Origin of the sequence: Streptomyces sp. NRRL S-455 (genome assembly GCF_000717875.1) — a bacterium.
Classification (GTDB): Bacteria; Actinomycetota; Actinomycetes; order Streptomycetales; family Streptomycetaceae; genus Streptomyces.
Genome location: NZ_JOCT01000021.1, coordinates 116,155 through 140,635, shown reverse-complemented (window position 1 = coordinate 140,635; position 24,481 = coordinate 116,155). Strand labels below are relative to the sequence as shown.

25 protein-coding genes are annotated in these 24,481 nt (G+C 72.8%); 17 read left to right on the top strand and 8 right to left on the bottom strand.

Features of this window, described 5'->3' with window-relative positions:
* Positions 1-33: 33 nt before the first annotated feature.
* The 11 genes from IE97_RS0125940 to IE97_RS0125890 all read left to right on the top strand — a co-directional run bounded on the left by IE97_RS0125940 (position 34) and on the right by IE97_RS0125890 (position 11,166).
* Positions 34-1,686 carry an alpha/beta hydrolase gene (locus IE97_RS0125940; RefSeq protein ID WP_051705105.1) on the top strand — a complete coding sequence of 551 codons (1,653 nt, stop codon included), beginning with the start codon at positions 34-36 and terminating at the stop codon, positions 1,684-1,686.
* Between the two features lie 114 nt (positions 1,687-1,800).
* On the top strand, positions 1,801-4,008 hold the full coding sequence (locus IE97_RS0125935) for an MMPL family transporter (RefSeq protein WP_030245235.1): 2,208 nt from the start codon (positions 1,801-1,803) through the stop codon (positions 4,006-4,008).
* A 5-nt stretch (positions 4,009-4,013) separates the two neighbouring features.
* On the top strand, positions 4,014-5,204 hold the full coding sequence (locus tag IE97_RS0125930; RefSeq protein WP_030245233.1) for a sensor histidine kinase: 1,191 nt from the start codon (positions 4,014-4,016) through the stop codon (positions 5,202-5,204).
* On the top strand, positions 5,201-5,857 hold the full coding sequence (locus IE97_RS0125925; RefSeq protein WP_030245231.1) for a response regulator: 657 nt from the start codon (positions 5,201-5,203) through the stop codon (positions 5,855-5,857). The genes IE97_RS0125930 and IE97_RS0125925 overlap by 4 nt, the downstream gene beginning before the upstream one ends.
* 132 nt (positions 5,858-5,989) lie before the next feature.
* Positions 5,990-6,397, top strand: coding sequence for a hypothetical protein (locus tag IE97_RS0125920; RefSeq protein ID WP_030245229.1), 408 nt, complete (start codon positions 5,990-5,992; stop codon positions 6,395-6,397).
* Positions 6,394-7,011, top strand: coding sequence for a class F sortase (locus tag IE97_RS0125915; protein WP_030245227.1), 618 nt, complete (start codon positions 6,394-6,396; stop codon positions 7,009-7,011). Before IE97_RS0125920 ends, IE97_RS0125915 begins: the two co-directional genes overlap by 4 nt.
* Positions 7,008-7,499, top strand: coding sequence for an RNA polymerase sigma factor (locus IE97_RS0125910; protein WP_030245224.1), 492 nt, complete (start codon positions 7,008-7,010; stop codon positions 7,497-7,499). The genes IE97_RS0125915 and IE97_RS0125910 overlap by 4 nt, the downstream gene beginning before the upstream one ends.
* Positions 7,483-7,962, top strand: coding sequence for a hypothetical protein (locus IE97_RS40755; protein ID WP_078603373.1), 480 nt, complete (start codon positions 7,483-7,485; stop codon positions 7,960-7,962). The genes IE97_RS0125910 and IE97_RS40755 overlap by 17 nt, the downstream gene beginning before the upstream one ends.
* A gap of 195 nt (positions 7,963-8,157) precedes the next feature.
* A complete protein-coding gene (locus IE97_RS0125900) occupies positions 8,158-9,048 on the top strand; it encodes a putative RNA methyltransferase (protein ID WP_051705104.1) in 891 nt (296 codons plus the stop codon).
* Between the two features lie 155 nt (positions 9,049-9,203).
* A complete protein-coding gene (locus IE97_RS0125895) occupies positions 9,204-9,407 on the top strand; it encodes a cold-shock protein (protein WP_007502648.1) in 204 nt (67 codons plus the stop codon).
* Between the two features lie 88 nt (positions 9,408-9,495).
* Positions 9,496-11,166: a DEAD/DEAH box helicase gene (locus IE97_RS0125890; RefSeq protein WP_030245216.1), complete on the top strand. Its 1,671-nt coding sequence runs from the start codon at positions 9,496-9,498 to the stop codon at positions 11,164-11,166.
* A gap of 41 nt (positions 11,167-11,207) precedes the next feature.
* On the opposite strand, the gene IE97_RS0125885 is transcribed toward IE97_RS0125890, so the two are convergent.
* From IE97_RS0125885 to IE97_RS41650, 3 genes are all read right to left on the bottom strand, one after another.
* Entirely contained in the window at positions 11,208-11,786 is a 579-nt protein-coding gene (locus tag IE97_RS0125885) for a tellurite resistance TerB family protein (RefSeq protein ID WP_030245215.1), read from the bottom strand.
* A gap of 228 nt (positions 11,787-12,014) precedes the next feature.
* Positions 12,015-13,295 carry a serine hydrolase domain-containing protein gene (locus IE97_RS0125880; protein WP_037844794.1) on the bottom strand — a complete coding sequence of 427 codons (1,281 nt, stop codon included), beginning with the start codon at positions 13,293-13,295 and terminating at the stop codon, positions 12,015-12,017.
* A 198-nt stretch (positions 13,296-13,493) separates the two neighbouring features.
* Positions 13,494-13,637 (bottom strand): hypothetical protein, encoded by a 144-nt coding sequence (locus IE97_RS41650; RefSeq protein WP_158708330.1) that lies wholly within the window; start codon positions 13,635-13,637, stop codon positions 13,494-13,496.
* Positions 13,638-14,016: 379 nt separating this feature from the next.
* Between IE97_RS41650 and IE97_RS0125870 the strand changes: the two genes are divergently transcribed.
* From IE97_RS0125870 to IE97_RS0125860, 3 genes are all read left to right on the top strand, one after another.
* Positions 14,017-14,379, top strand: a complete 363-nt coding sequence (locus IE97_RS0125870; protein ID WP_030245209.1) for a DUF1304 domain-containing protein — start codon at positions 14,017-14,019, stop codon at positions 14,377-14,379.
* 78 nt (positions 14,380-14,457) lie between these two features.
* Positions 14,458-14,832 (top strand): DUF6479 family protein, encoded by a 375-nt coding sequence (locus IE97_RS0125865; protein WP_030245206.1) that lies wholly within the window; start codon positions 14,458-14,460, stop codon positions 14,830-14,832.
* Between the two features lie 41 nt (positions 14,833-14,873).
* Positions 14,874-15,362, top strand: a complete 489-nt coding sequence (locus IE97_RS0125860) for a hypothetical protein (RefSeq protein ID WP_030245205.1) — start codon at positions 14,874-14,876, stop codon at positions 15,360-15,362.
* Here IE97_RS0125860 and IE97_RS0125855 read toward each other — a convergent pair.
* Positions 15,356-16,126 carry an Ig-like domain-containing protein gene (locus IE97_RS0125855; RefSeq protein ID WP_030245203.1) on the bottom strand — a complete coding sequence of 257 codons (771 nt, stop codon included), beginning with the start codon at positions 16,124-16,126 and terminating at the stop codon, positions 15,356-15,358. The genes IE97_RS0125860 and IE97_RS0125855 overlap by 7 nt on opposite strands.
* Before the next feature lie 466 nt (positions 16,127-16,592).
* On the opposite strand from IE97_RS0125855, the gene IE97_RS0125850 reads away from it, so the two are divergent.
* A complete protein-coding gene (locus IE97_RS0125850) occupies positions 16,593-17,552 on the top strand; it encodes an LAETG motif-containing sortase-dependent surface protein (protein ID WP_030245201.1) in 960 nt (319 codons plus the stop codon).
* Positions 17,553-17,689: 137 nt separating this feature from the next.
* The gene (locus tag IE97_RS0125845) at positions 17,690-18,454 is read left to right on the top strand and encodes a restriction endonuclease (protein ID WP_051705103.1); all 765 of its coding nucleotides are present in this window, start codon (positions 17,690-17,692) and stop codon (positions 18,452-18,454) included.
* Between the two features lie 71 nt (positions 18,455-18,525).
* Here the strand turns inward: IE97_RS0125845 and IE97_RS0125840 are convergent, their stop codons facing one another.
* Both IE97_RS0125840 and thrS read right to left on the bottom strand, forming a co-directional pair.
* Complete coding sequence (locus IE97_RS0125840; protein ID WP_030245195.1) at positions 18,526-19,485, bottom strand: nucleoside hydrolase; 960 nt, start codon at positions 19,483-19,485, stop codon at positions 18,526-18,528.
* Between the two features lie 115 nt (positions 19,486-19,600).
* Positions 19,601-20,821, bottom strand: a complete 1,221-nt coding sequence (gene thrS / locus IE97_RS0125835) for a threonine--tRNA ligase (protein WP_030245188.1) — start codon at positions 20,819-20,821, stop codon at positions 19,601-19,603.
* Between the two features lie 286 nt (positions 20,822-21,107).
* Between thrS and IE97_RS0125830 the strand changes: the two genes are divergently transcribed.
* The gene (locus tag IE97_RS0125830; RefSeq protein WP_030245185.1) at positions 21,108-21,896 is read left to right on the top strand and encodes a hypothetical protein; all 789 of its coding nucleotides are present in this window, start codon (positions 21,108-21,110) and stop codon (positions 21,894-21,896) included.
* Between the two features lie 18 nt (positions 21,897-21,914).
* Here IE97_RS0125830 and IE97_RS0125825 read toward each other — a convergent pair whose 3' ends face one another.
* Both IE97_RS0125825 and IE97_RS0125820 read right to left on the bottom strand, forming a co-directional pair.
* Positions 21,915-22,718 carry a GAF and ANTAR domain-containing protein gene (locus tag IE97_RS0125825; RefSeq protein WP_420706139.1) on the bottom strand — a complete coding sequence of 268 codons (804 nt, stop codon included), beginning with the start codon at positions 22,716-22,718 and terminating at the stop codon, positions 21,915-21,917.
* Between the two features lie 142 nt (positions 22,719-22,860).
* Positions 22,861-24,204, bottom strand: coding sequence for a helix-turn-helix domain-containing protein (locus IE97_RS0125820; RefSeq protein ID WP_030245173.1), 1,344 nt, complete (start codon positions 24,202-24,204; stop codon positions 22,861-22,863).
* Positions 24,205-24,481: the final 277 nt, after the last annotated feature.

The window sequence follows — 24,481 nt, the reverse complement described above, 5'->3', positions numbered from 1 at the left end:
GCGCCGCTGCGCACGCGCCCGAGGGGAACCCGAGTGACCACACCAGAGCACAGACCAGGCCGGTCCGGCGGCTGGGCGGGCAGACGCCGTCTGAGGATCGCCCTCGCCGCCGCCGTCTCCTTCGCCGTCGCCGGCACCGCCGCACCGGCGGTGGCCACCCAGCCGGACGGGAAGACGGGGCAGCCGCCCGTGCCGTCCCTGTCCTGGTCCGACTGCCAGGGCGGGTTCGAGTGCGCCGACGCCCAGGTGCCGCTGGACTACCGTGATCCGCAGGGCAGGACCATCACCCTCGCGGTGATCCGCAAGAAGGCCCCGGACCAGGCGAAGAAGAAGGGCACCCTCTTCCTCCAGCCCGGCGGGCCCGGCAACTCCGGCGTGGACTTCGTACGCGGCAACTACGCCGGCCTGCCGGCCGCCGTGCGCGACTCCTTCGACGTCTTCGGGTACGACGTCCGCGGCGTCGGGCGCAGTTCGCAGGTCGAGTGCTGGGACGACCAGACGTACACCCAGGCCATCACCGCCGCCAAGGGCGTCCCCGGCCCGGACGCCTACGAGCCCGCCGTGCGGCAGGCCGCCGCGTTCGCCCAGGCCTGCCAGGACAAGGCGGGCGAGCTGCTGCCGTACGTGGGCACCGAGTACGTCGCCCGCGACATCGACCTGCTGCGTCAGGCCCTGGGGGAGGACCAACTCACCTACTACGGCCGGTCGTTCGGCAGCTACATAGGCACCGTCTACGCCGCCCTGTTCCCCGACCGGGTGCGCGCCCTGGTGCTCGACGGCGCGTACGACCCGGAGCGCTACGCGAACCGGCCCTACGCCTACGACCGGTCCCAGTACCTGGCGCTGGACGGCGCGATGAGCCGGTTCCTCGACTGGTGCGCGGCGGACCAGGCCACCTGCGGGTTCGGTGACGGCGACCCCCGGGGCGCGTTCGAGAAGCTCAAGGCCGACCTGGACGCCGGCCCGGTACCGACCGCGAACGGCGGTCAGGCGAACGGCTACACCCTCGTCTACCGCCTCCTGTTCAACATCAACGCGGGCAAGGTCATCTGGCCCTCCCTCGGCGCGGCCCTGCACAAGGCCCAGCAGCGCGACAACACGTCCTTCCTGCTCCGGCCGCCGTCCGCCGCCAGCTACGACTTCCTCAACCCGAACGTGGTCGTGGAGTGCGTCGACCGGGACTACCCGCGTAACCCGCACCTGCTGAAGTGGAAGGTGACCTCCTTCGCCAAGGCGGCGCCGCTGCTCGGACCGCCCCTCGCCTACGGTCCGCCGCTCTACGACCACCAGCACGCCACCACCTGCGCCCAGTGGCCGGCCGAGAAGCCCAGCCGCTACGACGGCTCCTTCCGCGCCGAGGGCTCCGCGCCGATCCTGGTCCTCGGCACCACCGGCGACCCGGACACCCCGTACCGGGACGCGGTGGCCCTGTCCCGGCAGCTGGACAACGGCCGGCTGCTCACCTTCGAGGCCGAAGGACACACCGCGTTCGGGCGGAGCGTCTGCGCGACGGACGCCGTCACGGGCTACCTCGTGGACCTGAAGGTGCCCGCACGCGGCACGACCTGCGCGGACGAGACCCAGCCGCCGACCGTCACGCCGAAGGTGGCCCCGCCCGGCACGACGCTCGGCGAACTCCGCCACGGCGTCAGCGACCGCCTCGAACGCCTCGGCGACATGCGCTGAACCACCCGCCAGGCGTGGGGTTCTCCCCAGGGCTGCCGTCCACCGAACGGTGGACGGCAGGTTCAACCGAGTGCCTCTGTCCGACAACTGCCCTGCTCAGCAACGCTTTTGGGCATGACTTCATTATCTGTGCGGGTGGCACGCCAGAGCGCGCGGCACCCCTGGCGGGCGATCGCCGGCTGGCTGGTGTTCGTGGTGCTGTGTCTGGGCGCCGGCAGTGCTGTCGGCGTGAACAGTGCGAAGACGGCGGACTACCGGGTCGGTGAGGCAGGCCGGGCCGAGGCCCTCGCGGCCGAGGGGAATCTGGAGCGCAGATCCGCCGAGCAGGTGCTGATCTCCTCCCGTTCGGGCGGTGCCCTGGACCAGGGCACCGCCCGAGCTGCCGCCGAGGAGCTGACCGAGCGGATGCGGCGCCTGCCTGAAGTGGCGGGCGTGGCCGACCCGTTGCTGTCCGAGGACCGGCGGATCCTGATGGTCGAGGTGGCGCTGAAGGGCGAGGAGCGGGACGCCAAGGACAAGGTCGACGCGCTGCTGGCACAGACCGCAGCGGTACAGAAGAGCCACCCGGATCTGCTGCTGGAGGAGACCGGAAGCCCTTCCGTCAGCAAGGGAGTCGACAAGCAGCGCAGTGACGACCTGGCGCTGTCCGAAGCGATCACCCTTCCCGTCACCCTGCTCACGCTGCTGGTGGTGTTCGGCTCGGTGACCATGGCCGCGGTGCCGTTGCTGCTGGCACTGTCGTCGATCGCCGCCGCGGTCGGGCTGTCGATGGTCGTCTCGCACCTGACGCCCGACGCCGGGGTCGGCACCAACGTCATCCTGATGATCGGTCTCGCGGTCGGCGTCGACTACACGCTCTTCTACCTCAAGCGTGAGCGGGAGGAACGGGCCCGCTCCGGCGGCCGGCTCTCCTCCGAGGCCCTCGTGGAGCTGGCCGCGGCGACCTCGGGCCGGGCGGTCGTGGTCTCCGGGCTCGCGGTGGTCGCCTCCACGGCGACGCTGTACCTCGCCTCCGACGTGATCTTCTCCTCCCTCGCGACCGGCACCATCGTGGTCGTGCTGGTCGCGGTGGCCAGTTCCCTGACCGCGCTGCCGGCGCTGCTGGTGAAGCTGGGGCAGCGGGCGGAACGCCGGGCGCTGCGGCGGGCGGAGCGCGGGAAGCCCGCACACCGGGTGCGCGGCGAGGGCGGCGGCAGCCGGGTGTGGAGCGCGCTGCTGCGGCCCGCCGCCCGGCACCCCCTGGCCACCCTGTGCGTGTCGGTCGTGGCACTGCTGGCACTGGTCGTCCCGCTGGCCGGACTGAAGATCACCGAGATGAGCCGGGACACCCACTCCCGCGACATCCCCGCGATGCAGGTGTACGACCGGCTCAACGACGCGTTCCCCGAGCAGCGGGTGACCCACCAGGTCGTCGTGCGGGCCGACGCCTCACGGTCGGCGGAGGTGACCGCCGCGCTGCGGGAGGTGGTCCGGCGGGCGCAGGCCGATCCGCTGTTCACCGGGGCGTCGCGGATGCGGACCTCGGCCGACGACCGCACCAGCACTCTCGAACTGAAGGTGCCCCACCTCGGCAACTCCGACGAGGCGTACGACTCCCTGGACCGGCTGCGGGACGACTTCCTGCCCGCCACCGTCGGCCGGATCGCCGGTGCCGAGTACGGCGTGAGCGGTGACGTCGCCCGCTACACGGACTATCCCGCCCATCAGAACGCCAAACTGCCGCTGGTGCTCGTGGCGTTGCTGCTGGTGACGTTCGGGATGACGGTGTACGCCTTCCGTTCGGTGGTGCTCGGGCTGCTCGGCGTCGTGCTGAACCTGCTGTCCGCGGCGGCGGCACTCGGGCTGCTGGTGCTGGTGTTCCAGGGGACCTGGGCCGAAGGCCTGCTGGGCTTCGACTCCACCGGGTCGATCGGTTCGCGGGTGCCGCTGTTCCTCTTCGTGATCCTCTTCGGGCTGTCGATGGACTACCAGGTGTTCGTGGTGAGCCGGATCCGGGAGGCGGTGCTCGCGGGCGTGCCCACCCGGCAGGCCGTGCTGGACGGGATCCGGTCCTCGGCGAGCGTGGTGACCAGCGCCGCCGTCGTGATGACGACCGTGTTCGCCGGCTTCGTCTTCCTGCACATCATCGAGATGAAGCAGATCGGCTTCGTCCTGGCGGCGGCCGTGCTGATCGACGCGTTCGTGGTCCGGGCCCTGGTGCTGCCGGCGGCGATGCTGCTGCTGGGCGAGGCGAGTTGGTGGCCCTCGCGAGCGCTGCGGCGGACGACGGCGGCCGACCCCGGGAAAAGGAGCCCCTCCCGCCCGGCGGTCGACGTACGTTGACCGCTATGACCGCTCTCGCCGGGTCCACCGCCGACGCCTTCTGGGCCGTCTCGCTGCGCCGCTGGAACGCGGTGTGCTGGCTGCTGTTCGCCGTGATGGCCGTCGGGCTGGTCGCCATCGACCGGCCCGGCGGGAGCAAGTACGCGGCGCTGGTTCTGCTGGGCGGCGTGGTGCTGTGCTACGCGGTCCTCGACCGCTTCCCCGCCAACCCCGTCGTACGGCCGCACGTCTACCTGTCGGTGCTGGTGGTGGCCCTGGGAGGGCTGGCGTATCTGCGCGCCAACTACGCGGGCCTGTTCATGGTGACGCTGCCGCACTACTGGATGTTCGGGCGGACGCCGAGGGCCTCGCTGGTGTTCCTGGGGCTCGCCACGGCCGCGACCCTGGCCGGGAGCGTGCTGCGGGAGGACGGCTGGACGGTGGAGTTCTTCACCGAGACGCTCGTGTCCACGCTGCTCGTCGTCGCCGTGGGGGCGCTGATCGGCCTGTGGACGCACTCGGTGGTCGCGCAGAGCGCCGAACGGGCCCGGCTGATCAGTGAACTGGAGCAGACCCAGGCCGAGTTGACCGAGGCGCACCAGCGTCAGGGCGCGGCGGACGAGCGGGAGCGGATGGCGCGGGACATCCACGACACCCTCGCGCAGGGCTTCGCCTCGATCGTCGTGCTCGCCGAGGCGGCCCGGGCGGGGCTCGACTCAGATCCGGCCCGCAGCGCCCAGCAGTTGCGGTCGATCGAGTCCACCGCACGGGAGAACCTCGCCGAGGCGCGGGAGCTGGTCGGCTCGGGCCGGCGTCCGGGCCAGGCCGTGGCCGGTTCGGTGGCCCAGACCCTCCGCCGCATCCTGGACCGTTTCGCCGAGGACACCGGCCTCACCGTCGACGCCGAACTGGAGGACCTGGAGTGCGACCAGCAGACCCGGATCGCGCTGCTGCGCTGCACCCAGGAGTCCCTCGCCAACGTCCGCAAGCACGCCCGTGCCTCCACGGTGGGCGTGGTCCTGGCCCGGCAGCCGTACGGGATGGAGCTCGAGATCACCGATGACGGGACGGGTTTCCTGGTGGAGGAGTCGTCGGGCTTCGGTCTGGACGGCATGCGCAAACGACTCGCGGAGCTGGGCGGGAGGCTGACGGTGACGAGTTCGCTGGGCGACGGGACGCGGGTGCTGGCGCTGGTACCCCTGGGGGCTGCGGCATGACGAAGGGACCCCTGCGCATCATCGTCGTGGACGATCACACGGTCATGCGGGCCGGAGTGGTGGCTCTCCTCGCCTCCGGCACCGGCATCGAGATCGTCGGCGAGGCCGGCGACGGCCGCGCGGCCCTGGACCTCGTCGAGCGTCACCGGCCCGATGTCGCCCTGGTCGACCTGCGGATGCCCGTGCTGGACGGAGTGGCCACGACGACCGAGATCGTGACCCGCTTCCCCCGCACCCGGGTGCTGATCCTCACCACGTACGACACGGACGCGGAGATCGAGCGCGCGGTGGAGGCCGGGGCGATCGGCTATCTCCTGAAGGACACCACCCGTGAGCAGCTCGCCGACGCGATCCATGCCGCGGCCCGCGGGGAGACGGTACTGGCGCCCCGGGTGGCCGAGCGGCTCGTCGCCCGGATGCGCCGGCCCGAGCGGATTCCGCTCACGGCCCGCGAGGCGGATGTCCTGAACGCGGTCGCGGACGGCCTCACCAACGCCGAGATCGGCCGCCGCCTCGTCATCGCCGAGGCCACGGTGAAGACGCACCTGCTCCGCCTGTTCGCCAAGCTCGACGTCAACGACCGCACGAGGGCCGTGGTGGTGGCGATGGAACGCGGGCTGTTGCGCAGGCCGGCCCCCACCGAAGGCCCCTGAGGACTTTGCCTTCTCTTTACAACCTGCCGGGTGGCCGCCTCGTCTCTCCGCACGAACTCACCGCCCGGCCGCCGGCACCGGGCGCCGCACCCCGCCGATCACGAGGCGGGGCCGACCAAGGAGAGCGACCCCATGCGCCGAACCGTCCTCAGTGTCCTGGCCCTCGCGGGCACCGCCGTACTGATGGGCGCGGGCCCCGCGTTCGCCGGCGGCACCACGGCCCCGACCCCGGTCCCGGCGACCGACGCCCCCACCGCCCAGCCGGCGGAGAGCGCCGTACCGACGGCCGGTGACGAGGCGGCCAGTCCGGTGCCGAGTGCCGAGCCCGCCACTCCGGTGCCGAGCGCCGAGCCGACCAAGGCACCGGCCGAGGACCAGGTCGCCGTCCGGCCGAGCGGCGCGCCCGACACCGGCGTGACGTCGGCGTCCGCGGGCTCCGCCACCAGCGGCACGGCGATCGGCGCGGGCGCCGCCGCGGTGCTCGCCCTCGGCGGCGGCACGGTCTTCGTCGTACGCCGCCGCCGGGCGCCCGGGGCATGACCGCGTTCTCCAGGCGCGCGTTCACGGCCGCGGCCCTGACGCCCCTGCTGGCGGCCTGCGGCGGTGGGAGCACGACGGACGAGCACGCCTCCCGGACCCCACCGCCGCCGGTCCCGGCCGGACGGAGGCGTCGCCCGGCGAGTTCGGTGCCGGTCCGGCTGCTGATCCCCGCGATCGGCGTCGACACCCCGGTCATCCGGCTGGGCCTGGCGCCGGACGGCACGGTGGAGGTACCGCCGGTGACGGCCCATGACCGGGCGGGCTGGTACCACCACTCGCCGACGCCCGGCCGGACCGGCCCGTCGGTGATCCTCGGCCATGTCACGGTCGGCCCGTACGGCGACGGTGTCTTCCGGCACCTCGCCCGGCTGCGCCGGGGCCAGCGGATCGTGGCGCGCCTGGAGAACGGCACGGCGGCGGAGTTCGCCGTCACGGCCGTACGCACGGTCCCGAAAACCGAGTTCCCGGCGGACGACGTCTACGGGAACGTGAACCGCCCGGAGCTGCGGTTGATCACCTGCGGCGGTGTGCGGACCGGCGACGAATACGCGGACAACGTGATCGTGTTCGCCGCGCAGGGCGGCACCGAGTCCCCCACCCCTGGAGAGCGTTGAAACGGTCCCGCGAGAAGGCCGCGTCCGAGCTGTTCGCCGCCCTCTACCCGCGCCTCGCCGGCTGGTGCCGCCGTCTCGTCGACGACGACGAGACGGCCCACGAGATCGCCTCGGAGGCGTTCACCCGGCTCTGGGCCCGCTGGACGTCCGTGGCGGAGCCGCGCGGCTTCCTCTACGTCACCGCGGCCAACCTCGTGCGCGACCACTGGCGCAAACTGGAGCGCGAGCGCCGGGCCATGCACCGCGTCACCTCGGAAGCCGCGATACGCCCCCACCCCGAACAGGCCGACCCGTCGGTGCGCCTGCTCGTGCAGTCGCTCCCCGAACGACTCCGCGTCCCGCTCCTCCTGCACTACTACGCTGACATGCCGATCCGGGAGGTGTCGGTACTGACCGGACGCAAGGAAGGAACCGTCAAGGCCGACCTGCACGCGGCCCGGGAACTGCTCCGCGTCCATCTGAGGAGAAGCCTTGACCACACGCCTTGACGACGACGGGCCGGAGTTCGGCCCCGACGACCCGCTCGCCGTGATCCTGCGCCCCTCCTCGCCGGACTACCTGAGCGCGCCCCCCGGCCACTACGAGGCGATCCGCCGCAGGTCGGCCCGCCGCCGCCTGCTGCGCACCGCGGCCGGGACGGGTCTGCTCTGCGCCACGGCCGCCCTCATCGCCCTCCCGCTGCGCCTCACGGCCCCGGAGCCCCCTGCCTCCCCGACGGTCCCGATGGCTCCACCGTCCAGGACAACGGCCCCGCCGCCCCCCTCCCCTTCTCCGTCCCCCTCCGCGCCCGTTCCCGCGTCCGAGGCTCCGACACCCACCGCACAGGACACCGGCGGCGCCACGACCCCGACGCCCTCCCCCCACCTCCCGTCGGCCGTCCCCACCGCGATCCGCCCGGATGCCTCGAAAACCCGCCCGGCCACGGACCAGCCGTCCGGCGGCGGCCGGTAGCCTTGCCGTATGGCATTGGCATGCACCGGCATCCCGCACTGCTTCCTCTGACACCGCGGTGAGCACGGTGATGTGAGTCCCCCTCACATCACCGAGCTCGGCCTGCCCGCCACCGGCGGGCGCCGACGACTTCACCGTCCCCCGCACACACAGCCGGCGCTCCAGCGCGCCGTGCTGCGTCGTCAAGGAGCATCCATGCCTTCGGGTCCGGGCCGACGCCTGCCGTCCGACCGACTTCTGACCGTCCTGACCTGCCCCCTGTGCCCGTCCGGCCTCATACGGACCGACGGCGCTCTGCGGTGCGCCGACCGGCACACGTTCGACATCGCCCGCCACGGCTACGTCAGTCTGCTGACCGGCCACCGGCGGGCCGTGAGCGCCGACTCCGCCGACATGGTCCGGTGCCGCGGTTCTTTCCTCCGCGCCGGGCACTACGACCCGCTCGCCCGCACCCTCGTGGAGCTGGCGACGGAACTGGCCCCGCCCGACGCCGTCGTGCTGGACGCCGGCGCGGGCACCGGCCACTACCTCGCGGCGGTCCTGGACGCCCTGCCCGGGGCCCTGGGCCTGGGGCTCGACAGCTCCGTCCACGCCCTGCGCGCCGCCGCCCGCGCGCACGCCCGTGCGGAGGCCGTCGGCTGGGACGTCTGGCGGCCGTGGCCCGTCCGCACCGGCTGCGCCGACCTCGTGCTGAACGTCTTCGCGCCCCGCAACGGACCGGAGTTCCACCGCGTCCTCCGGCCGGACGGCGCCCTGCTCGTCGTCACGCCGACGAGCAGGCATCTGCGGGAACTACGGGCGCCGCTGGGCCTGCTGGCCGTCGACCCCAGGAAGGAGGAACGCCTGCGCCGGACCCTCGCGGCCCGTTTCCGGCACGCGCGCACCGAGTCGCTGGAGTACCCCATGAGCCTCACACCCGAGGACGCCACCGGCCTGGTGGCCATGAGTCCGGCCGCGCACCACGTCGGCCCCGCGGAACTGCGGCGCCGTGTCGGCGCGCTGGGGACGCCCGTGCGCGTGACCGCCTCGTTCACCGTGTCGGTGTACCGGCCGAGGGGTCCTCAGGGGCGCCGGGCCGAGTCATGACCCACCACGAGCCGCCGAGCCGTGCTACGCTCTCGGTGTTGCAGTTGTGGTACCCATGAACTTATGTGCGCCTGACGGGAATGCTTCTCCTTCAGGCGCATTATTTGGTTTCCGGCATCTCCGGATGGGGCCTCTGCCTACAGAAGGAGAATGTCATGGCACAGGGAACCGTGAAGTGGTTCAACTCTGAAAAGGGCTTCGGCTTCATCGAGCAGGACGGCGGCGGCCCCGACGTCTTCGCCCACTACTCGAACATCGCGACCCAGGGCTTCCGTGAGCTCCAGGAGGGTCAGCGGGTGTCCTTCGACGTCACGCAGGGCCAGAAGGGCCCGCAGGCGGAGAACATCGTCCCCGCCTGATCGCCGGACGCGTATTCCGCTCACCGGGGTCCGCACCGTCATGGTGCGGACCCCGGTTTGTGCTGTTTCCAGGAAGGCAGATAACGGTATGTCCCGCAGGCCCCAGAAGCCGAACCGGCGCGCCTCGTCACCCTCACCGTCCGCGTCGGCGCCGCGGGAATTCCGGCTGCCGGAAGGCACCACACCCGCCCTTCCCGCAGTCGAGGACTTCGCCGCCCTCGACATGCCCGCGGGGCTGCTGAAGACCCTCACCGCGCAGGGCGTGACCACCCCCTTTCCCATCCAGGCCGCCACGCTGCCCAACTCGCTCGCCGGCCGGGATTTGCTGGGACGGGGACGCACCGGCTCCGGCAAGACCCTCGCGTTCGGGCTGGCGCTCCTGGCCCGCACGGCCGGACTGCGCGCGGAGCCCAAGGCACCCCTCGCCCTGGTGCTGGTGCCCACCCGTGAACTCGCCCAGCAGGTGACCGACGCGCTGACCCCCTACGCGACGGCGGTGAACCTCCGGCTGGCCACCGTGGTCGGCGGGCTCTCCATCACCAAGCAGGCGGGAACGCTCCGGCGCGGCGCCGAGGTGCTCGTGGCGACCCCCGGCAGGCTCAACGACCTCGTGGAACGCGGGGACTGCGTGCTCGGCGACGTACGGATCACGGTGCTGGACGAAGCCGACCAGATGACCGACATGGGCTTCCTGCCGCAGATCACCAAGCTGATCCAGCAGGTGCGGCCCGACGGGCAGCGCCTGCTCTTCTCGGCCACCCTGGACCGCAACATCGACCGCCTGGTGCAGCGGTTCCTGACCGACCCCGTGGTGCACTCCGTGGACCCGTCGGCGGGAGCGGTGACCACCATGGAGCACCACGTGCTGCACGTCCAGGACGAGACCGACAAGAAGGCCGTCACCACGCGCATCGCGGCCCGGGACGGCCGGGTCATCCTCTTCCTCGACACCAAGAGGTCCGCCGACCGGCTCGCCAAGCGGCTCCTCGCCGTCGGTGTCCGGGCGGCGGCACTGCACGGAGGCCGGTCCCAGCCGCAGCGCAACCGCACCCTGGAACAGTTCAAGAACGGCCAGGTCACCGCCCTGGTGGCGACGAACGTCGCGGCCCGGGGCATACACGTCGACGACCTCGACCTCGTCGTGAACGTCGATCCCCCCACCGACCACAAGGACTACCTCCACCGGGGCGGCCGCACGGCCCGCGCCGGCGGCTCCGGCAGTGTGGTCACCCTGGTCCTGCCCGACCAGAAGCGGGACGTGACCCGGCTCCTGTCGGACGCGGGCATCCGCCCCCGGGCGGCCCGCGTCACGTCGAGCGACGCGGAACTGGCCACCATCACCGGCGCCCGCGAGCCGTCCGGCGTCGCCGTCACGATCGAGGCGCCCCAGCAGGCGGCACCCACGGCGTCCCGCCCCGACCGGAAGGCCGGCTCCACGCCCGGCGGGCGATCCGGCCGCCGGCGCCGAAGCGGCGGCGGGGCCGCCGCGGCGCCAGGCGCTGCCTCCAGGGGCGGGAGCCGGAACCCCGACCGCCGGGCCGCGGCCGGAGGGACAGCCTCCGGTGGCACCTCAGCGACCGGGGGGCGTGGTTCCGGCCGCGGTTCCGACCGCCAGTCCACGGGCGGCGCGACGACCGGTGCCGCCTCCGGCAAGGCTGTCCGCGGCTCCGGCCGGCGGGCGACGGCCGGCGGAGCCACAGGCGGCGCCGCCGGCACCGGAGGCCGCACCTCCGACCGCCGAGGCGGCCGCCGCACCTAGGGTCTGTCGTCTCCCGCAGAGAGCCGCGCCGGTTCGCCCGGTCAGAGCTGGAACTCGGCGGGCGACACCCCCAGCACCCCACAGGCCTCGCGCAGGACCGTCGCCTCGGCCTGGGAGAAGTGGCCGTCGGCACCGGCGATCACCATGCCGGTCTGGATCACCGCCCTGGCCTCCGTGGGCTTCTTGGCGGCCTTGGCGATCTCCTGCATCGCCTCGGTCCTGCCGTGCTGGAAGTTCATGGTCAGCTGGTCGACGTGCTTGTTGAAACGCTGCCGCAGCTGCTCCGGCGGGAAGTTCTGCAGCACGTCGTTGCTGAGGATCATCGACTCGACCTGCTGCCGCTCGGCCGGGTCGATCTGACCGTCGGCCGCCGCGACCAGCGCGCACATCGCCATGCTGGCGTCCCGGTACGCCCCGCTCTTCAGCTCGGTCTTCAGCGAACCGAGCTGCGTCTTCAGAAGACCCACCAGCTGGGCCCGGCTGCCACCGCCGGACCCCGTACCCCCGCTGTGGCCGCCATGCCCCCCGTACCCGCCACTGTGCCCACCGGTCGCGCCGCGCCCGCCCTGCGACTGCTGGAAAGCCTTGGCCTGGTCCTTGAGCCGGTCCCACACTGCCATTGACGTCACCTCGGTACTCGTCAGCATCACCAACGCACCCGCTCACGCGCGCACACCCGTCCAACGCCCACACCCCAGGCAAAGGTTCCGCAAAACGCCCCCGTCTCACGTCATGGACCGTCGTACGGCCCGCGTCATGGTCAGCGGCGTGACCCGTGCGGGGCCGTCGTCCGCCGAAACGGAGACTGCCCGCACCCGGTGGCCGGGTGCGGGCAGTCTCCATGCCGATCAGGATCGAACAAGACCGGGAGACAGCTGATCAAACTTGAGGGTCTTGGACAGCTGAGCAGGAGTGGAAGCGGACTTGGGGGTGGCCGGGCAGAGCGCGCCGAGGATGTAGGTGGCCATGGCGTCGTCGATCGGGTTCGCCTTCGGTTGGCCGTTCTCGTCGAGGCTCTGGTACTTCATCAGGTTCTGGGCGAGAGCGAGCTGGCGCTTGCCGTCACGGCTCGACAGCGCGGTCATGCCGGCGCCGAACACCGCGCCGTCGTGGCCCCAGAAGCGGCCACAGGGCAGATCGACCGCGTAGATGCCGAGGCCGTAGGCAATGCCATTCACCGATACCGTGCGCGTCATCTCGTCGAGGGAGGCCTCGCCGATCAGCTTGCCGCCGAGCAGCGCGCGGTAGAAGCGGTTCAGGTCGTCGGTGGTCGAGACGACCGCGCCCGCCGTCGACGCCCAGGACATGTTGTAGACGCTGTAGTCGCGGGGCGGATTGATCAGGCCGAACCACGACTCGTACATCCGCGGGTGCGGGCCCTTGATGTACGGGGTGCGCGGGAAGTAGGTGTGGCGGAGCCCGGCCCGGTCCATGACGTTGCGCTCGATGTAGGCCTCGGCGTCCTGGCCGGTCACCTTCTCCAGGAGCAGCCCGGCGATGACGTAGTTGCTGTTGGAGTAGGAGCCCGGCACGGCGCCGGGGCTTCCCGTGGCGGGGGCCGCCAGGCCCAGCCGGACCAGTTCCTCGGGGCGTATGGAGCGGAAGCGCTCCTCGTCGATGCTGGCCGTCGAATTCTCGGCGAAGGAAGGGAAGGCGCCCACGATGTAGTCGCCGATGTGGCTGGTGTGGTTCAGGAGCATGCGGACGGTGATCTGCCGGCCGCGCTCCCCGGGTATGAGGTCCGGGAGGTAGTCGCCGACGGGCGCGTCGAGACTGATGCGGCCCCGCTCCACCTGCTGGAGCACGGCGACGGAGGTGAAGGTCTTGCTGATGCTGCCCACCCGGTGCCGCATGCCCGGCGTGACCGGGCGGCCCGTGTCCACGTCGGCGACCCCGGAGGCGCCGGTCCACCGCTCGCCGCCGTCCCGGACGGCGGAGAAGACGCCGTACATGCCCGCCTCGTGGATGGCGTCCAGCTTGTCGCGCAGTCCGGATCTGTCCAGTGAGGTGCGGTCCGTGGACACGGCGGGCGGCGTGGCCGGGCCGGCGTGGGCGGGCGCGGTCAGTACGGCGGTGGTCGTCAGCAGCGTGGTGCCCAGGACGGTCCCGAGAAGCCGGACGATGCGCAACGGCTTGCCCCTTCCTTGGTGTTCGAGTCGGCAGGGTTCGAACAGGTCGGGGCCATCGTCAGGCGAAGCCGATGCCTCTTGCATCCTTCCAGGGAATGATCGTCTTCCGGCCGCTCGGCGGCCGAAATGCCGACGTCAGAGCAGTATTTGACGGCATATCACTTGTCTGTCGGCCGGCGTTGCGTTCCTGTCGCCCCGTCACACCTGCTGCGGATCCGCCGAAATGCGCAGGGCCTCCACCAGCTCCCGGTACAGCGCGTCCGTGGCGAGCAGCTCACCGTGGCTGCCCCGGGCGCGGACCCGGCCCCCGTCCAGCACCACGAGGGTGTCCGCGTCGATCACGGTGGACAGCCGGTGGGCGATCGTGACGACGGCGCCGGTCTCCGCACGGGCGCGGACGCACGTCTGGACGGCGGCACGCGCAGCGGGAGCCGGCGCTGGACGTACTCGCGCAGGCCGAGGCGCTCGGCGTGCCGGTGAGCCCGGGCCGGCGCGATGCGCTGCCACTCGCCGCCGGAGACGGCCGCGCCGGACAGGGGCGGGTCCAGGCCGTCCGCTGCGGGAAGGCGGGAAGGCCGGAACGGGCTCCCGAGCGGCACACGCGGGGACGCGACGGCCCGGACCGGCCTTCCACGGTCCGCAATCTGCCACCCGGCATGCCGCGCCGCCTCCCGGGACGCCCGAACGAGGGCAGCGGGGTGGGGGCTGGGATGATGCGCGCATGTCGACTCTCGCCACCCTCGCGGTGCTGGCTCTCGCCGCGCTCCACGCCTACATCCTGGTGCTGGAGATGTTCCTGTGGACCACCCCCCGGGCTCGCGCCGCGTTCGGCACCACCGCCGAGTTCGCGGCCGGGACGAAGGCCCTGGCCGCGAACCAGGGCCTCTACAACGGCTTCCTCGCCGCCGGTCTGCTGTGGGGTGCGGTGGCGGCCGACCCGGTGGGGTTCCAGGTCTCGGTGTTCTTCCTGGTGTGCGTTGCGGTCGCGGGGCTCTACGGCGCCGCGACCGCCAGCCGGAAGATCCTCTTCGTCCAGACCGTCCCGGCGCTCCTAGCCCTGGCCCTGGTCCTGCTCGCCCGCTGACCCGGAGGTCGTGGCGGCCGGCCGACACAGTCGGACATTCCAGGCGCTTTATGGCATTACGTCGGCGATAATCGGAGCATGGAGACGGCAACGTACGAACTTCTCGCGGCGTCGTCGGATCACGCGGTCGCCGTGACGATCGCCTTCGTCGGCGGGCTCATCGTGGCCTGCGCGCTGATCTGGGGCGTGCGGGTCGGGATGCGGGTCATGGACAAGGACACCCACCACCCCGGCCCCGAGGAGCAGCCGCACCTCCCCGACGGCGGGCCGGTCCACGAGACGCGGGAGATGCGGGAGCCCGACGACGTGCCGATCATGGCGCCCGATGGCAAGCGGATCCTGCCCCATGAGCTGCACCATGCGAGCACCCGGACCGGCAAGGACCAGAAACCGCGCCGCTGGTCGCCCGGATCCAGCGGATCCTTCGGCGGCGGCGGCCTCGGGCGTACGTGAGGCCCTGAGACCAGGGGCCCGCCGCTCCCCAGGGAGGTGACATGGCTGCACGCCACCGGACGCGCCGGGCGGCGCTCGGCGCGGTGCTGACGTTCGCCCTGGGTGCGGCCGTGCTCACCGGCTGCGGCGGCGACAGCCCCTCGGACACCGCCCGTGAGGCGGAGTCGGCGGTCGGATCGATCGCCTCGCAGGCCTCCGAGGCGGTGGAGTCGGCCACGGCGGAGGCCGGACGCCGGCTGGACGACATCAAGGACGGCGTCGACGTCAAGGGCGACGCCAGGGTCGCCGCGCCCACCGTCGGCTCCGACGGCCGGGCCCGGGCCGAGGTCACCGTCCGCAACACCGACGACTCGGCCAGGTCCTTCGCCGTCCAGGTGAACTTCACGGACGCCGGGGGCGCGCTGACCGACACGGTCATCGTCACCGTGAACAGCGTGCAGGCGGGCGATTCCGCCACGGCCACCGCCCACAGCACCCGCGACCTGTCCGATGAGGTCCGGGCGGAGGTGGCCCGGGCCGTGCGCTACTGACCGGCGCCGGCGTCCCCGACCGAGATGTCGATCTGCTCGCTCTCGGCGCTCACCCCGTTGAGGGTGGCGACGGCCTGGAGACGGTTGGTCCCGGCCGGAAGGGCCGAGCGCGGTGTGCAGGACCAGGTGCCGTCGGGAGCGGCGGTCGCCGCACAGGCCTCCTGGTCGTCCTTGTCGCGGACGGTGATCCGGGCGCCCGGGTGCGCCGTACCGGAGATCCGCGGCCGGCCGTCCAGCGCCACGCCGGACAGCGGGCGGTCCAGCGTCGGCCCGGCCATGCCCACGGTCACGGAGCAGCGTCCGGCGGCCTGCCGTACGCCCCGCGCGTCGGTGACCAGCACGGAACAGCCGCGCAGCCGGGTACCGGGCACCGCGTCGGCGGACACCGCCAGCACGAAGGGGAACGTACGGTCCTGCCACGGCCGCCCGGCCGCCTCGCCGGTGAGGGTGTACGTCCCGCCACGTCCGCCGGGGGCGACCCGGCCCCGGTAGCCGGCCGCGTCGAGCGGCGTGGCCGTCACCCGGGCGCCCCGGGGCGCCGTCAGGGTCACGGTCGCGCCCGCGCCGGGCGGCGTTCCCGGTCGGCCCGCGACCTCGACGACGCCCTCCCGGCCGGGAACGATGGTCGCGGCGCCCCACACCCCGCCGTCCCGGGCCGCCGTGGACGCGCCCGGGAACGCGAGCACCCCCACGACGACGGCCCCCACGACGGCTGCCGCCTTCCCGCACCTGTTCCTGGCGTTCATCGCGTTCCTCGTGCTCATCGCGTTCCTCGCGTTCATCGCGTTCGTCCGGCTCATCGGGTTCATCGCGGGCGGGGCGCCCTGTGCGGACGTCGGCGGGGCACTCTGCCAGCGATTCTCAGGGGGCGCCCCCACAGACGGCGCGTGCTGGTGGGCCGCGCGGGTGGCGGAGACCGGACCGACGCTCCTCCGCAGGGCATACGGGCGACAGCAGTGCACCTGTCCAGAACGCCGGGAAAGCGAACCATCGCCGTGATCGGAGTGATCCATTCCCGCTGTGATGAAAGTGTGATGGCAGAGCAACTTCCTTTGTATTACCGCAGGTTGACAGGGTGCGACGGCCCGGCCACGATGGGGACGCACTGTGGCGCATGTGACCAATGGGCCCGGTGCCTCTTCGACCACTCACCCCGATACGGCCCCGGCAGCCGCGCGCTGCCCGCATGCCGTCATCCGGGTTTCTGCACACGCCAAGAATGGGATCCGCATGTCCATAGCGAGACGTGTCACCGCGCGACGCCTGCTGGGGACGGGCGCCGCGGCCCTCGCCCTCTGCGCCGCCTCCGCCACCACCGCGTTCGCCTCCGATGCGCCCGGGGGCGACGGCTGGTCGTCCGGCGGCAGCTACCAGCCCGGGACGGGCGCGGGCAAGGAGACCGGGACCGACCGCTGCCAGTTCTCGCTCGACGGCACGAACTTCTACGACTCGGTCAAGGTCGACGACCAGAACCTGAAGCCGAGCGAGGACGGCAAGGTGCACATCAAGGTGCGCACCGCCGGTGACGCGGCCACCTGCACGGCCTCCCTCGCCTCCTACCTCGCCCACGGCGCGACCTTCGCGACCTCCGGGGAGCAGGTGTTCGTCGACTTCGACACGGTGACGGTCAAGCCGGGCGGCACCGAGTCGCTCGACATCGCCATCCCCGACAAGGGCTGCTTCGGGCAGATCGACCTCTACCGGGGAACGGTGAGGTTCGACGGCGAACTCGACGCGAAGGACGGCTTCGAGCACGGCGAGCTGCCCAAGGGCCCGGACCGCCCGGTCATCAAGGACAAGTTGATCGCGGCCTGGAACGGCGGCACCAAGGACTGCGCGACGACGCCCCCGCCGGCGGAGTCCCAGCCCCCGTCCAGCCCGCCCGCGAGCCCCTCGGAGCCGCCCGCCGAGCAGACGACGCCACCGGCGCCCTCTGAGCCGTCGGAGCCGTCGGAGCCCTCGGAGCCCGCCGAGCCCACGTCCCCGCCCACGACGGACACGGACACGCCCACCCCGTCCGCCTCCGAGTCGACGCCCACCGCCCCCAAGCCGAACGGCGGTGGCGGCGACCTCGCCGAGACCGGCGCGAGCAGCAGCACCGGCCCGATCGCCCTCGGTGCCGCCGCACTCCTCGCGGGCGGCGCGGCCATGCTGGTCGTGACCCGCAGGAAGCGCGCGGCGCGCTCCTGACGCGGTGCGGGCCCGGTACTTCCGAGTTCCGGGCCCTGCCCGCCAGAAGCCGGCTCCTCACCGCGGGGCGATGAAGATCCTGATCTTGGGAAGACGTTGGAAGTGATCTTCTATCGGTCTCCTGAGGAGGGCACGTCGTGACCGCACCCGGGTCTCGTCAATCGCCGGCGAACCGGCGGCACAGGTTCGACCTGCGCTCGACCACCCTCTTCTTCGTCTTCCTCGCTGTGGTGGTGAGTGTCCTGGGCCTCGCGGCGCGCATGGTGGCGGGCACGGTCGAGCGGCGTCCCGCCTGGGTGGCCGTCCTGGTCGTCGTGGGCGTCGCCGGTCTCGTGGGCCTGCGGCGCCGGTGGCACGTGCTGAGGTCCGCCCGCCGAGCCGCGGCAGCGCTCGACGAGGCGGCGAGAGAGACGGCCGACGAACTGGAGGCTCTCGCGATTCCGCCTCAGCGCCCGGCAGCCGAAGCCGGCGTCCGTTACGACGACCTGACGCCCGAGGAGTTCGAGGAGGCGATCGCCGCCCTCTGCGAACGCGACGGCTGTTCCGCCGTCGAACTCGTGGGAGGAGCCGGTGACTTGGGCGCCGATGTCGTGGCCGTGACGCCCGACGGGCGCCGGATCGTCATCCAGTGCAAGCACTACGGCGACTCACACCGGGTCGGCTCCCAGGATCTCCAGCGTTTCGGCGGCACGTGCTTCACCGTCCACGAGGCCGACGTCGCCGCGCTGGTCACCACAAGCGACTTCACCTCGCCGGCGCTGGAGTACGCCGACCTGTGCGGGATCGTGTGCGTGGACCGGGAATCCCTCCAGGCATGGACGGACGGCACCGGTCCCCGGCCCTGGGAGGCCGCCACGGAGAGCCGGGCAGCGGGGTGGGGAAAGGCACCTGCCGAATCGTGAGCCGGACGGGCAGCACCCGGCCCTTGTCGGAGGGCGGCGAAGCGGGCGAGGTCCCCGAAGCCGCCTCCCGCCTACTCCACCGTCTTCAGCCACAGCTGCACGTACCGCTCGACATCGACGCCCAAAGCCACGTCCACCAGGGGCTGTTCCCGCGTGCCCTGGTGGATCTCGGACTCGCCGGGCCGGGGGCGGCGGTCGACGATCGTCTGGCCGCGGGCGGGACCCGGGGCCAGGACGACCTCGACCGGCAGCCGCTCGGTGGTGATGCCCTTCGGGTCGACGACCGCGCAGACCGCGCCCGCGTCGCCGAGGCCGCCCATGGGGGTGGGATCACCGGAGGTGGCCGGGTCACGGTGGGCGAGCAGTTCGCCGGCCAGCCGCACGTGCGGTTCCGCGCTCGCCCGCAGCCGCTGCACATCGCCGGCGGGCACCAGGACCTTCTTGAACACGTCCAGGCCGTACATCGTGATCGGCACGCCCGCGGTGAGCAGGACCGCGGCGGCCTCCGGGTCGTGCCAGACGTTGAACTCCGCGACCGGCGTGGCGTTCCCGGCCGCCACCGCGCCGCCCATGAACACGATCCGCTCGATGTTGTGCGTCACCTCGGGGTGGGTCCGCAGGAGCAGCGCGATGTTCGTCAGGGGTGCCATGGGGATGAGGGTGACCGGCCTCGGCGAGGCGAGGATCTCGCGGCGCAGCAGCGTCACCGCGTCCACGTCGACCGGCACGCGGGCCGGGGCGGGCAGCCCCAGGTCACCCATGCCGTCCTGCCCGTGCACGTGCCGCGCCGTCCGCACCGGTTCGATCAGCGGGCGCTCGGCACCCCGGGCGACCGGAATGTTCCCGGCGCCCGCCTGCTCCAGCACGGTCAGGGTGTTGCGGACCACGCCGTCCACGTCCGTGTTCCCGGCGACGCAGGTGATCGCGCGGACGTCGAGCGCCGGGTGCCGTACGGCGAACAGCAGGGCCAGGGCGTCGTCGACGCCGGTGTCGCAGTCGATGATCACCGGGATGCGCTGACCGTCCGTCACGGCGGGGCTCCTTCCACTGGTCCCACGGGGCTCCGTACCAGCGACCCTACGACCTGGGTCAACGGCCACACGACCCCCTGGGCGTCCTGAACCGGTCACGGGGCGGTTCGCGGCCCTACGCCTGTTCCCACAGGCCGGTGCCGCGGGACGCCACCCGGTCCGCGATGCGCCGCAGCAGGTCGGCGGTGGGCAGGGGGCCGGGCCGGCGGCCGTCGCGCAGGCGCGGTGCCACCAGGCCGGCGGCGGCCTCCCGCGCGCCGATCACCGCCTGGTACGGCACCAGCCGGGCCGCGCGGACCCGGGCGGCGAGGGTGCCCTCCGCCGGGTCCGCGACCTCCGCGCGCAGGCCGAGGTCCCGGGCGTGGCGGGCCAGGGCGTGGGCGGCTTCCGCCTGCTCGTCCGCCACCGGCAGGATGACCAGCTGCACCGGGGCGAGCCACGGCGGGAAGGCACCGCCGTGGGCCTCGACGAGGTGCGCGACCGCGCGTTCCACGCTGCCGATGACGCTGCGGTGCACCATGACCGGCCGGTGTTTCGCCCCGTCGGCGCCGATGTAGTGCAGGTCGAAGCGCTCGGGCTGGTGGAAGTCGATCTGGACGGTGGACAGGGTGGCCTCCCGGCCCGCCGGATCCGCGATCTGCACGTCGATCTTCGGGCCGTAGAAGGCCGCCTCGCCCTCGGCGGCCTCGTAGGGGATGCCGGAGCCGTCCAGGACTTCGCGGAGCAGGGCGGTGGCCCGGCGCCACAGGTCCGGGTCGGCCACGTACTTGCCGCCCTCGCCGGGGAGGGAGAGCCGGTGGCGGGCCGCGCGGATACCCAGGTCGGCGTAGGCACGGCCGATCAGCTCCAGCGCGGAACGCGCCTCCTCCACGGCCTGCTCCAGGGTGCAGAAGATGTGCGCGTCGTTGAGGGTGATGGCCCGCACCCGGGTCAGACCGCCGAGGACACCCGACAGCTCCGAACGGTACATGCCGCCCAACTCGGCCATGCGCAACGGCAGTTCTCGGTAGCTGTGGGAGCGGGAGCGGTAGATCAGGGCGTGGTGGGGACACAGGCTGGGGCGCAGCAGGACCTCTTCCGCGCCCAGTTGCATCGGCGGGAACATGTCCTCGCTGTAGTGGTCCCAGTGCCCGGAGATCTCGTAGAGCTCGCGTTTGCCGAGGACGGGCGAGTACACGTGCCGGTAGCCGGCCCGGCGTTCGGCCTCGCGGACGTACTCCTCCAGGGTGTGCCGCACGATCGCCCCGTCGGGCAGCCAGTACGGCAGCCCGGCGCCCATCAGCGGGTCGGTGTCGAACAGCTCCAGCTCGCGGCCGAGTCGGCGGTGGTCGTGCACGGTGGTCATGGTGGCTCCTGTGGATCGGGAGCGAGCACCACGCGACGAAGCCCCGGGGCACTCGCCCCGGGGCTTCGGACATCTGCGTCAGCTGTCAGCGCGCCGGGACACTCTCCGGCGTCGTCGTACGAGACGGGAACGGCTGGGCGCGTGTCCCGCCGCCCCCGTCTCACCCGAACAGCCCGTCGCACTGGTGTGCCGTCCGTCGCGGTGGTGCCGTAAGAGCACGTACCCGATCTTGGAGTGCCCGCTCCCACCCGGGCCCGCCCTCTCAGGAGGCACCCCCATGCCCCGTCCTCCGGCCACCTCCCGTGCCCTCCTCGCCTCAGCGCTGTCCGTGACGGCCCTGCTGGCCACGGCCTCCTGCTCCCTCCAGGACGAACCGCGGCCCCGGTGGTTCTCCGCCCCCGCCACCGACACCAGCGCCTCGCCCGCCGGCGAGCGGCCCCCCGGCTCCGGAGCCGGCCTCACCCAGGCCCAGGCCCAGGCGGCGCTGGTCACCGAGGCCGATCTGGGGGAGCCGTGGGTGCCGACGCGCGGTGCCAAGACCTGGCGGGACGGGCTGCTCAAGGCGCGCACGGAGGACCCTGAATGCCAGCGGCTGCTCGACTCCCTCTACACGGAGGAACTCTTCGGCGCACCGGCCGGCCCGGGCGCGACGACCGCGCTCGACGCCGCCGGCACCGACGCCCAGCTGCGCTACCAGATCGCCGCCCATCCCCCGGCGGACGTCGACCGCGCCCTGGCCTGGCTGAAGTCGCTGCCGGACAGGTGCGGCCAGTTCGCGGCCACCACCACGCGCGGCCACGTCCAGGGCGTCCAGGTCAGCGACATGCCGCTGCCTCCCGTGGGGGACGCCCGCCAGGCCCTGCGGGTCACCATGGCCGGCGAGACGGAGGACGGAAAGCTGACGTACCTCACGGTCGACGTCGCCGCCGTACGAGTCGGCGCGGAGGCGATCACCGTCACCCACGCCGGGCTCGACGAGGTGTACGAGGAGGTCACGCAGCAGGCGGTGCGGCTCGGGGCGGAGCGCCTGACCGAGATCAGGAAGCAGGGGCGAGCAGCGGTCTGACCTGCTCCCGCTCTCCCCTCAGTGGTCCTGCTCCCGCTCGAAGCACCTGCGGCGGGTGATCACGTCGTGCGCCACCTCGAGGACCGTGCACCCGTGCGCGAAGGCATTCCCCCGCAGCCGCGCCAGCGCGTCGTCGGCGCCGACGCCGAGCTGCGCCATGATCATGCCGACGGCCTGGTAGACCGCGTCGTGGCCGGTGGCCAGGCCGCTGAGCCAGGCCAGCCCGTCGTCCCCGTCGCGCGCCTCTGCCTCGTCGCCGCGCGGCAGCGACATCAGGGCCGCCGTCATGACACCGGCCACGAGGCGTGCCACGCGCAACTGGCGGTCGGTGAGCCCGCCGGGGCTGTCTCTGTACAGGTCCAGGGTGCCCACGCACACCGCGTCGCTGCCCAGCGGAACCGCGTACACGGCACGCACCCCGGCCGCCGTCGCCTGCTGGGCGAAGACCGGCCAGCGGCCGGCATCGCGGCCGCTCGTCAGGTCGCAGGCGAGCACGGGCGCCCCGTCCGCCACCGCTGTCTGGCAGGGGCCGTCACCCAGCGTCGCCTGGATCTCGGCCAGATGTGCGGCATGCTCGCTGCTCGCGCTCACCTGGACGGGCATGCCGTCGCTGCGCAGCGACACGCTCGCGCCGGTCACCGGCAGCAGCTCCACCGCCACCTCGCACAGCCGCCCCGGCACCTCCTCGGGCTCGGCACCGCTTACCCGCCTGGCGATCGCGTCGGCGGCCCGGAACGTGTCGAGGTCCGGCTCACCGCCCCCTGCGCGGCGGGAATCGGGGCCGTCGCCACCGGCGCCCGGGAAGTTGTCCCTGGGCCGCACGACCACCGCCTCCCTTCGCCGTCCCGGTCCGCACCGTCGACGGGCCGCGCCCGGAATCGAGCCCCGACTACCCGTCGCAGATGGGGCGAAACCCGTGTGCCGACTGCCGCCCGGCCCGGTGGTGGCGTCGGCACGTCGCCGCTCACAGAGGAGGCTGTGCGGGGGCGGGGCCCAGCGTGGTGGTGCCGGGCGCCGTGCGGTGGCCGAGCCCCGTCCGGTAGGCGTCCAGGGCCGCCTCCACGCGCCCGGTGCGGCGCAGCAGGTCGCCCAGCAGCCGGCACAGGTCGGCCAGGTCACCGGCCGCGCCCGCCCGTTCCAGCAGACTCAGGGCACGGACGTAGTGCTCCTCGGCCTCCTCGGTCCGGCGGGCGTCCTCGGCGATGATGCCGAGCAGCCGGTGCGCGGCGGCGGAGTGCACGGCACCGCGTTCGGGGGACAGGTCGTCGAGGACTCCGTGCAGCAGGGCCGCCGCCTCGTCCGACTTGCCGCGCCGGTGCAGCACGTCGGCCAGCTCGACGGCGACCTGACTGCTGTAGAGGGCGGCGCGCCTGGCCGACAGCATGCCGAGGGCCTCCCGCAATTCGTCCTCCGCACGTCCCAGTTGGCCGTCCTGGGCGTAGACGTAGCCTCGCATCCAGTGGCAGTTGGCGAGTTCGGTGCGGATCTGCAGGCCGCGGTACAGCTCGGCCGCCTTGGCCAGTGAGGCGTCGGCCTCGGCGAGGCGGCCCTCGGCGACCAGGGTGCGGGCGACCGAGCGGTGCATGCGGGCGACCAGGGCCGGGTCGCCGGACCGCGGGGCGAGGGCCAGGGCGAACTCGGCGGCCTGGGCGGCGCGGGCGTGCGCGCCCATGTCCATGTACGGCCCGATGGCGCTGGCGTAGAGCAGCAGGAGGGCGTCGGGGTCGTGCAGCCCACCCCGATTCAACTCGTCGAGCGTGGACTCCAGCAGGTAGACGGCGTAACGGAGTTCCCCGGCGAGGTAGTGCGCCACGGCCCGGCCGCGCAGTGCCGGGACCCGAGCAGGCAAGGGGGCGTCGGCGAGACACGCCTCCGCCCGTTCGAAGTACCGCCGGCCCGCCACCAGCTCGCCCGTCTCCAGCGCGCACTCACCGAGCCCGAGCAGCGCGGCGGCCTGTTCCGCCACCAGCCCGTGCTCCTCGGCCTCGACCAACAACGTGGCGTACTGCTCCGCGGCCGCCTCCGCCTCACCCACCGCGAAGGTCCGCTGCGCCTCGGTCAGTCGCAGTCGCAGCTCGGTCACGAGCCGGGCGGAACGCCCGGTGGCGAGCTCGTCGAAGGCGACGCCGAGCCGCCCGGCGAGATGTCGCAGGGCGTCGTCGGAGGGCCGCACCCGGCCCGACTCCAGGGTGGAGATGTAGGCGGGCGTGTACACAGGTTCCGCCAGCTGCCGTTGCGTCAATCCCCGTTCGACACGTAACCGCTGCACCCGGCGCCCGATGGTCGCCGGATCGTCCCGCTCCCCCACGCCAACTCCCCCTGTCCCTCTTGCCGTTCGGCTCGGACAGGCCCTAGGTTAAACCGAGAGTTAAACGTGCTTAACTCGCTGCTGTCGTAGCCGCCGCCCCTGTTGCGAGGTCGCCGTGCTCGAACGCCCACGCACCGCCGAGCGGTACGCCAGAGGTTTCACCGCCGGTGTCGTCGCTGTCGCGACCCTACTGCTGGCGGCCAACGCGGGACCGGCGAAGGCGGCGGAGCCGCCGTCCGCGAAATTCGAACACCTGTCAGTCTCATCGAAACCGGCA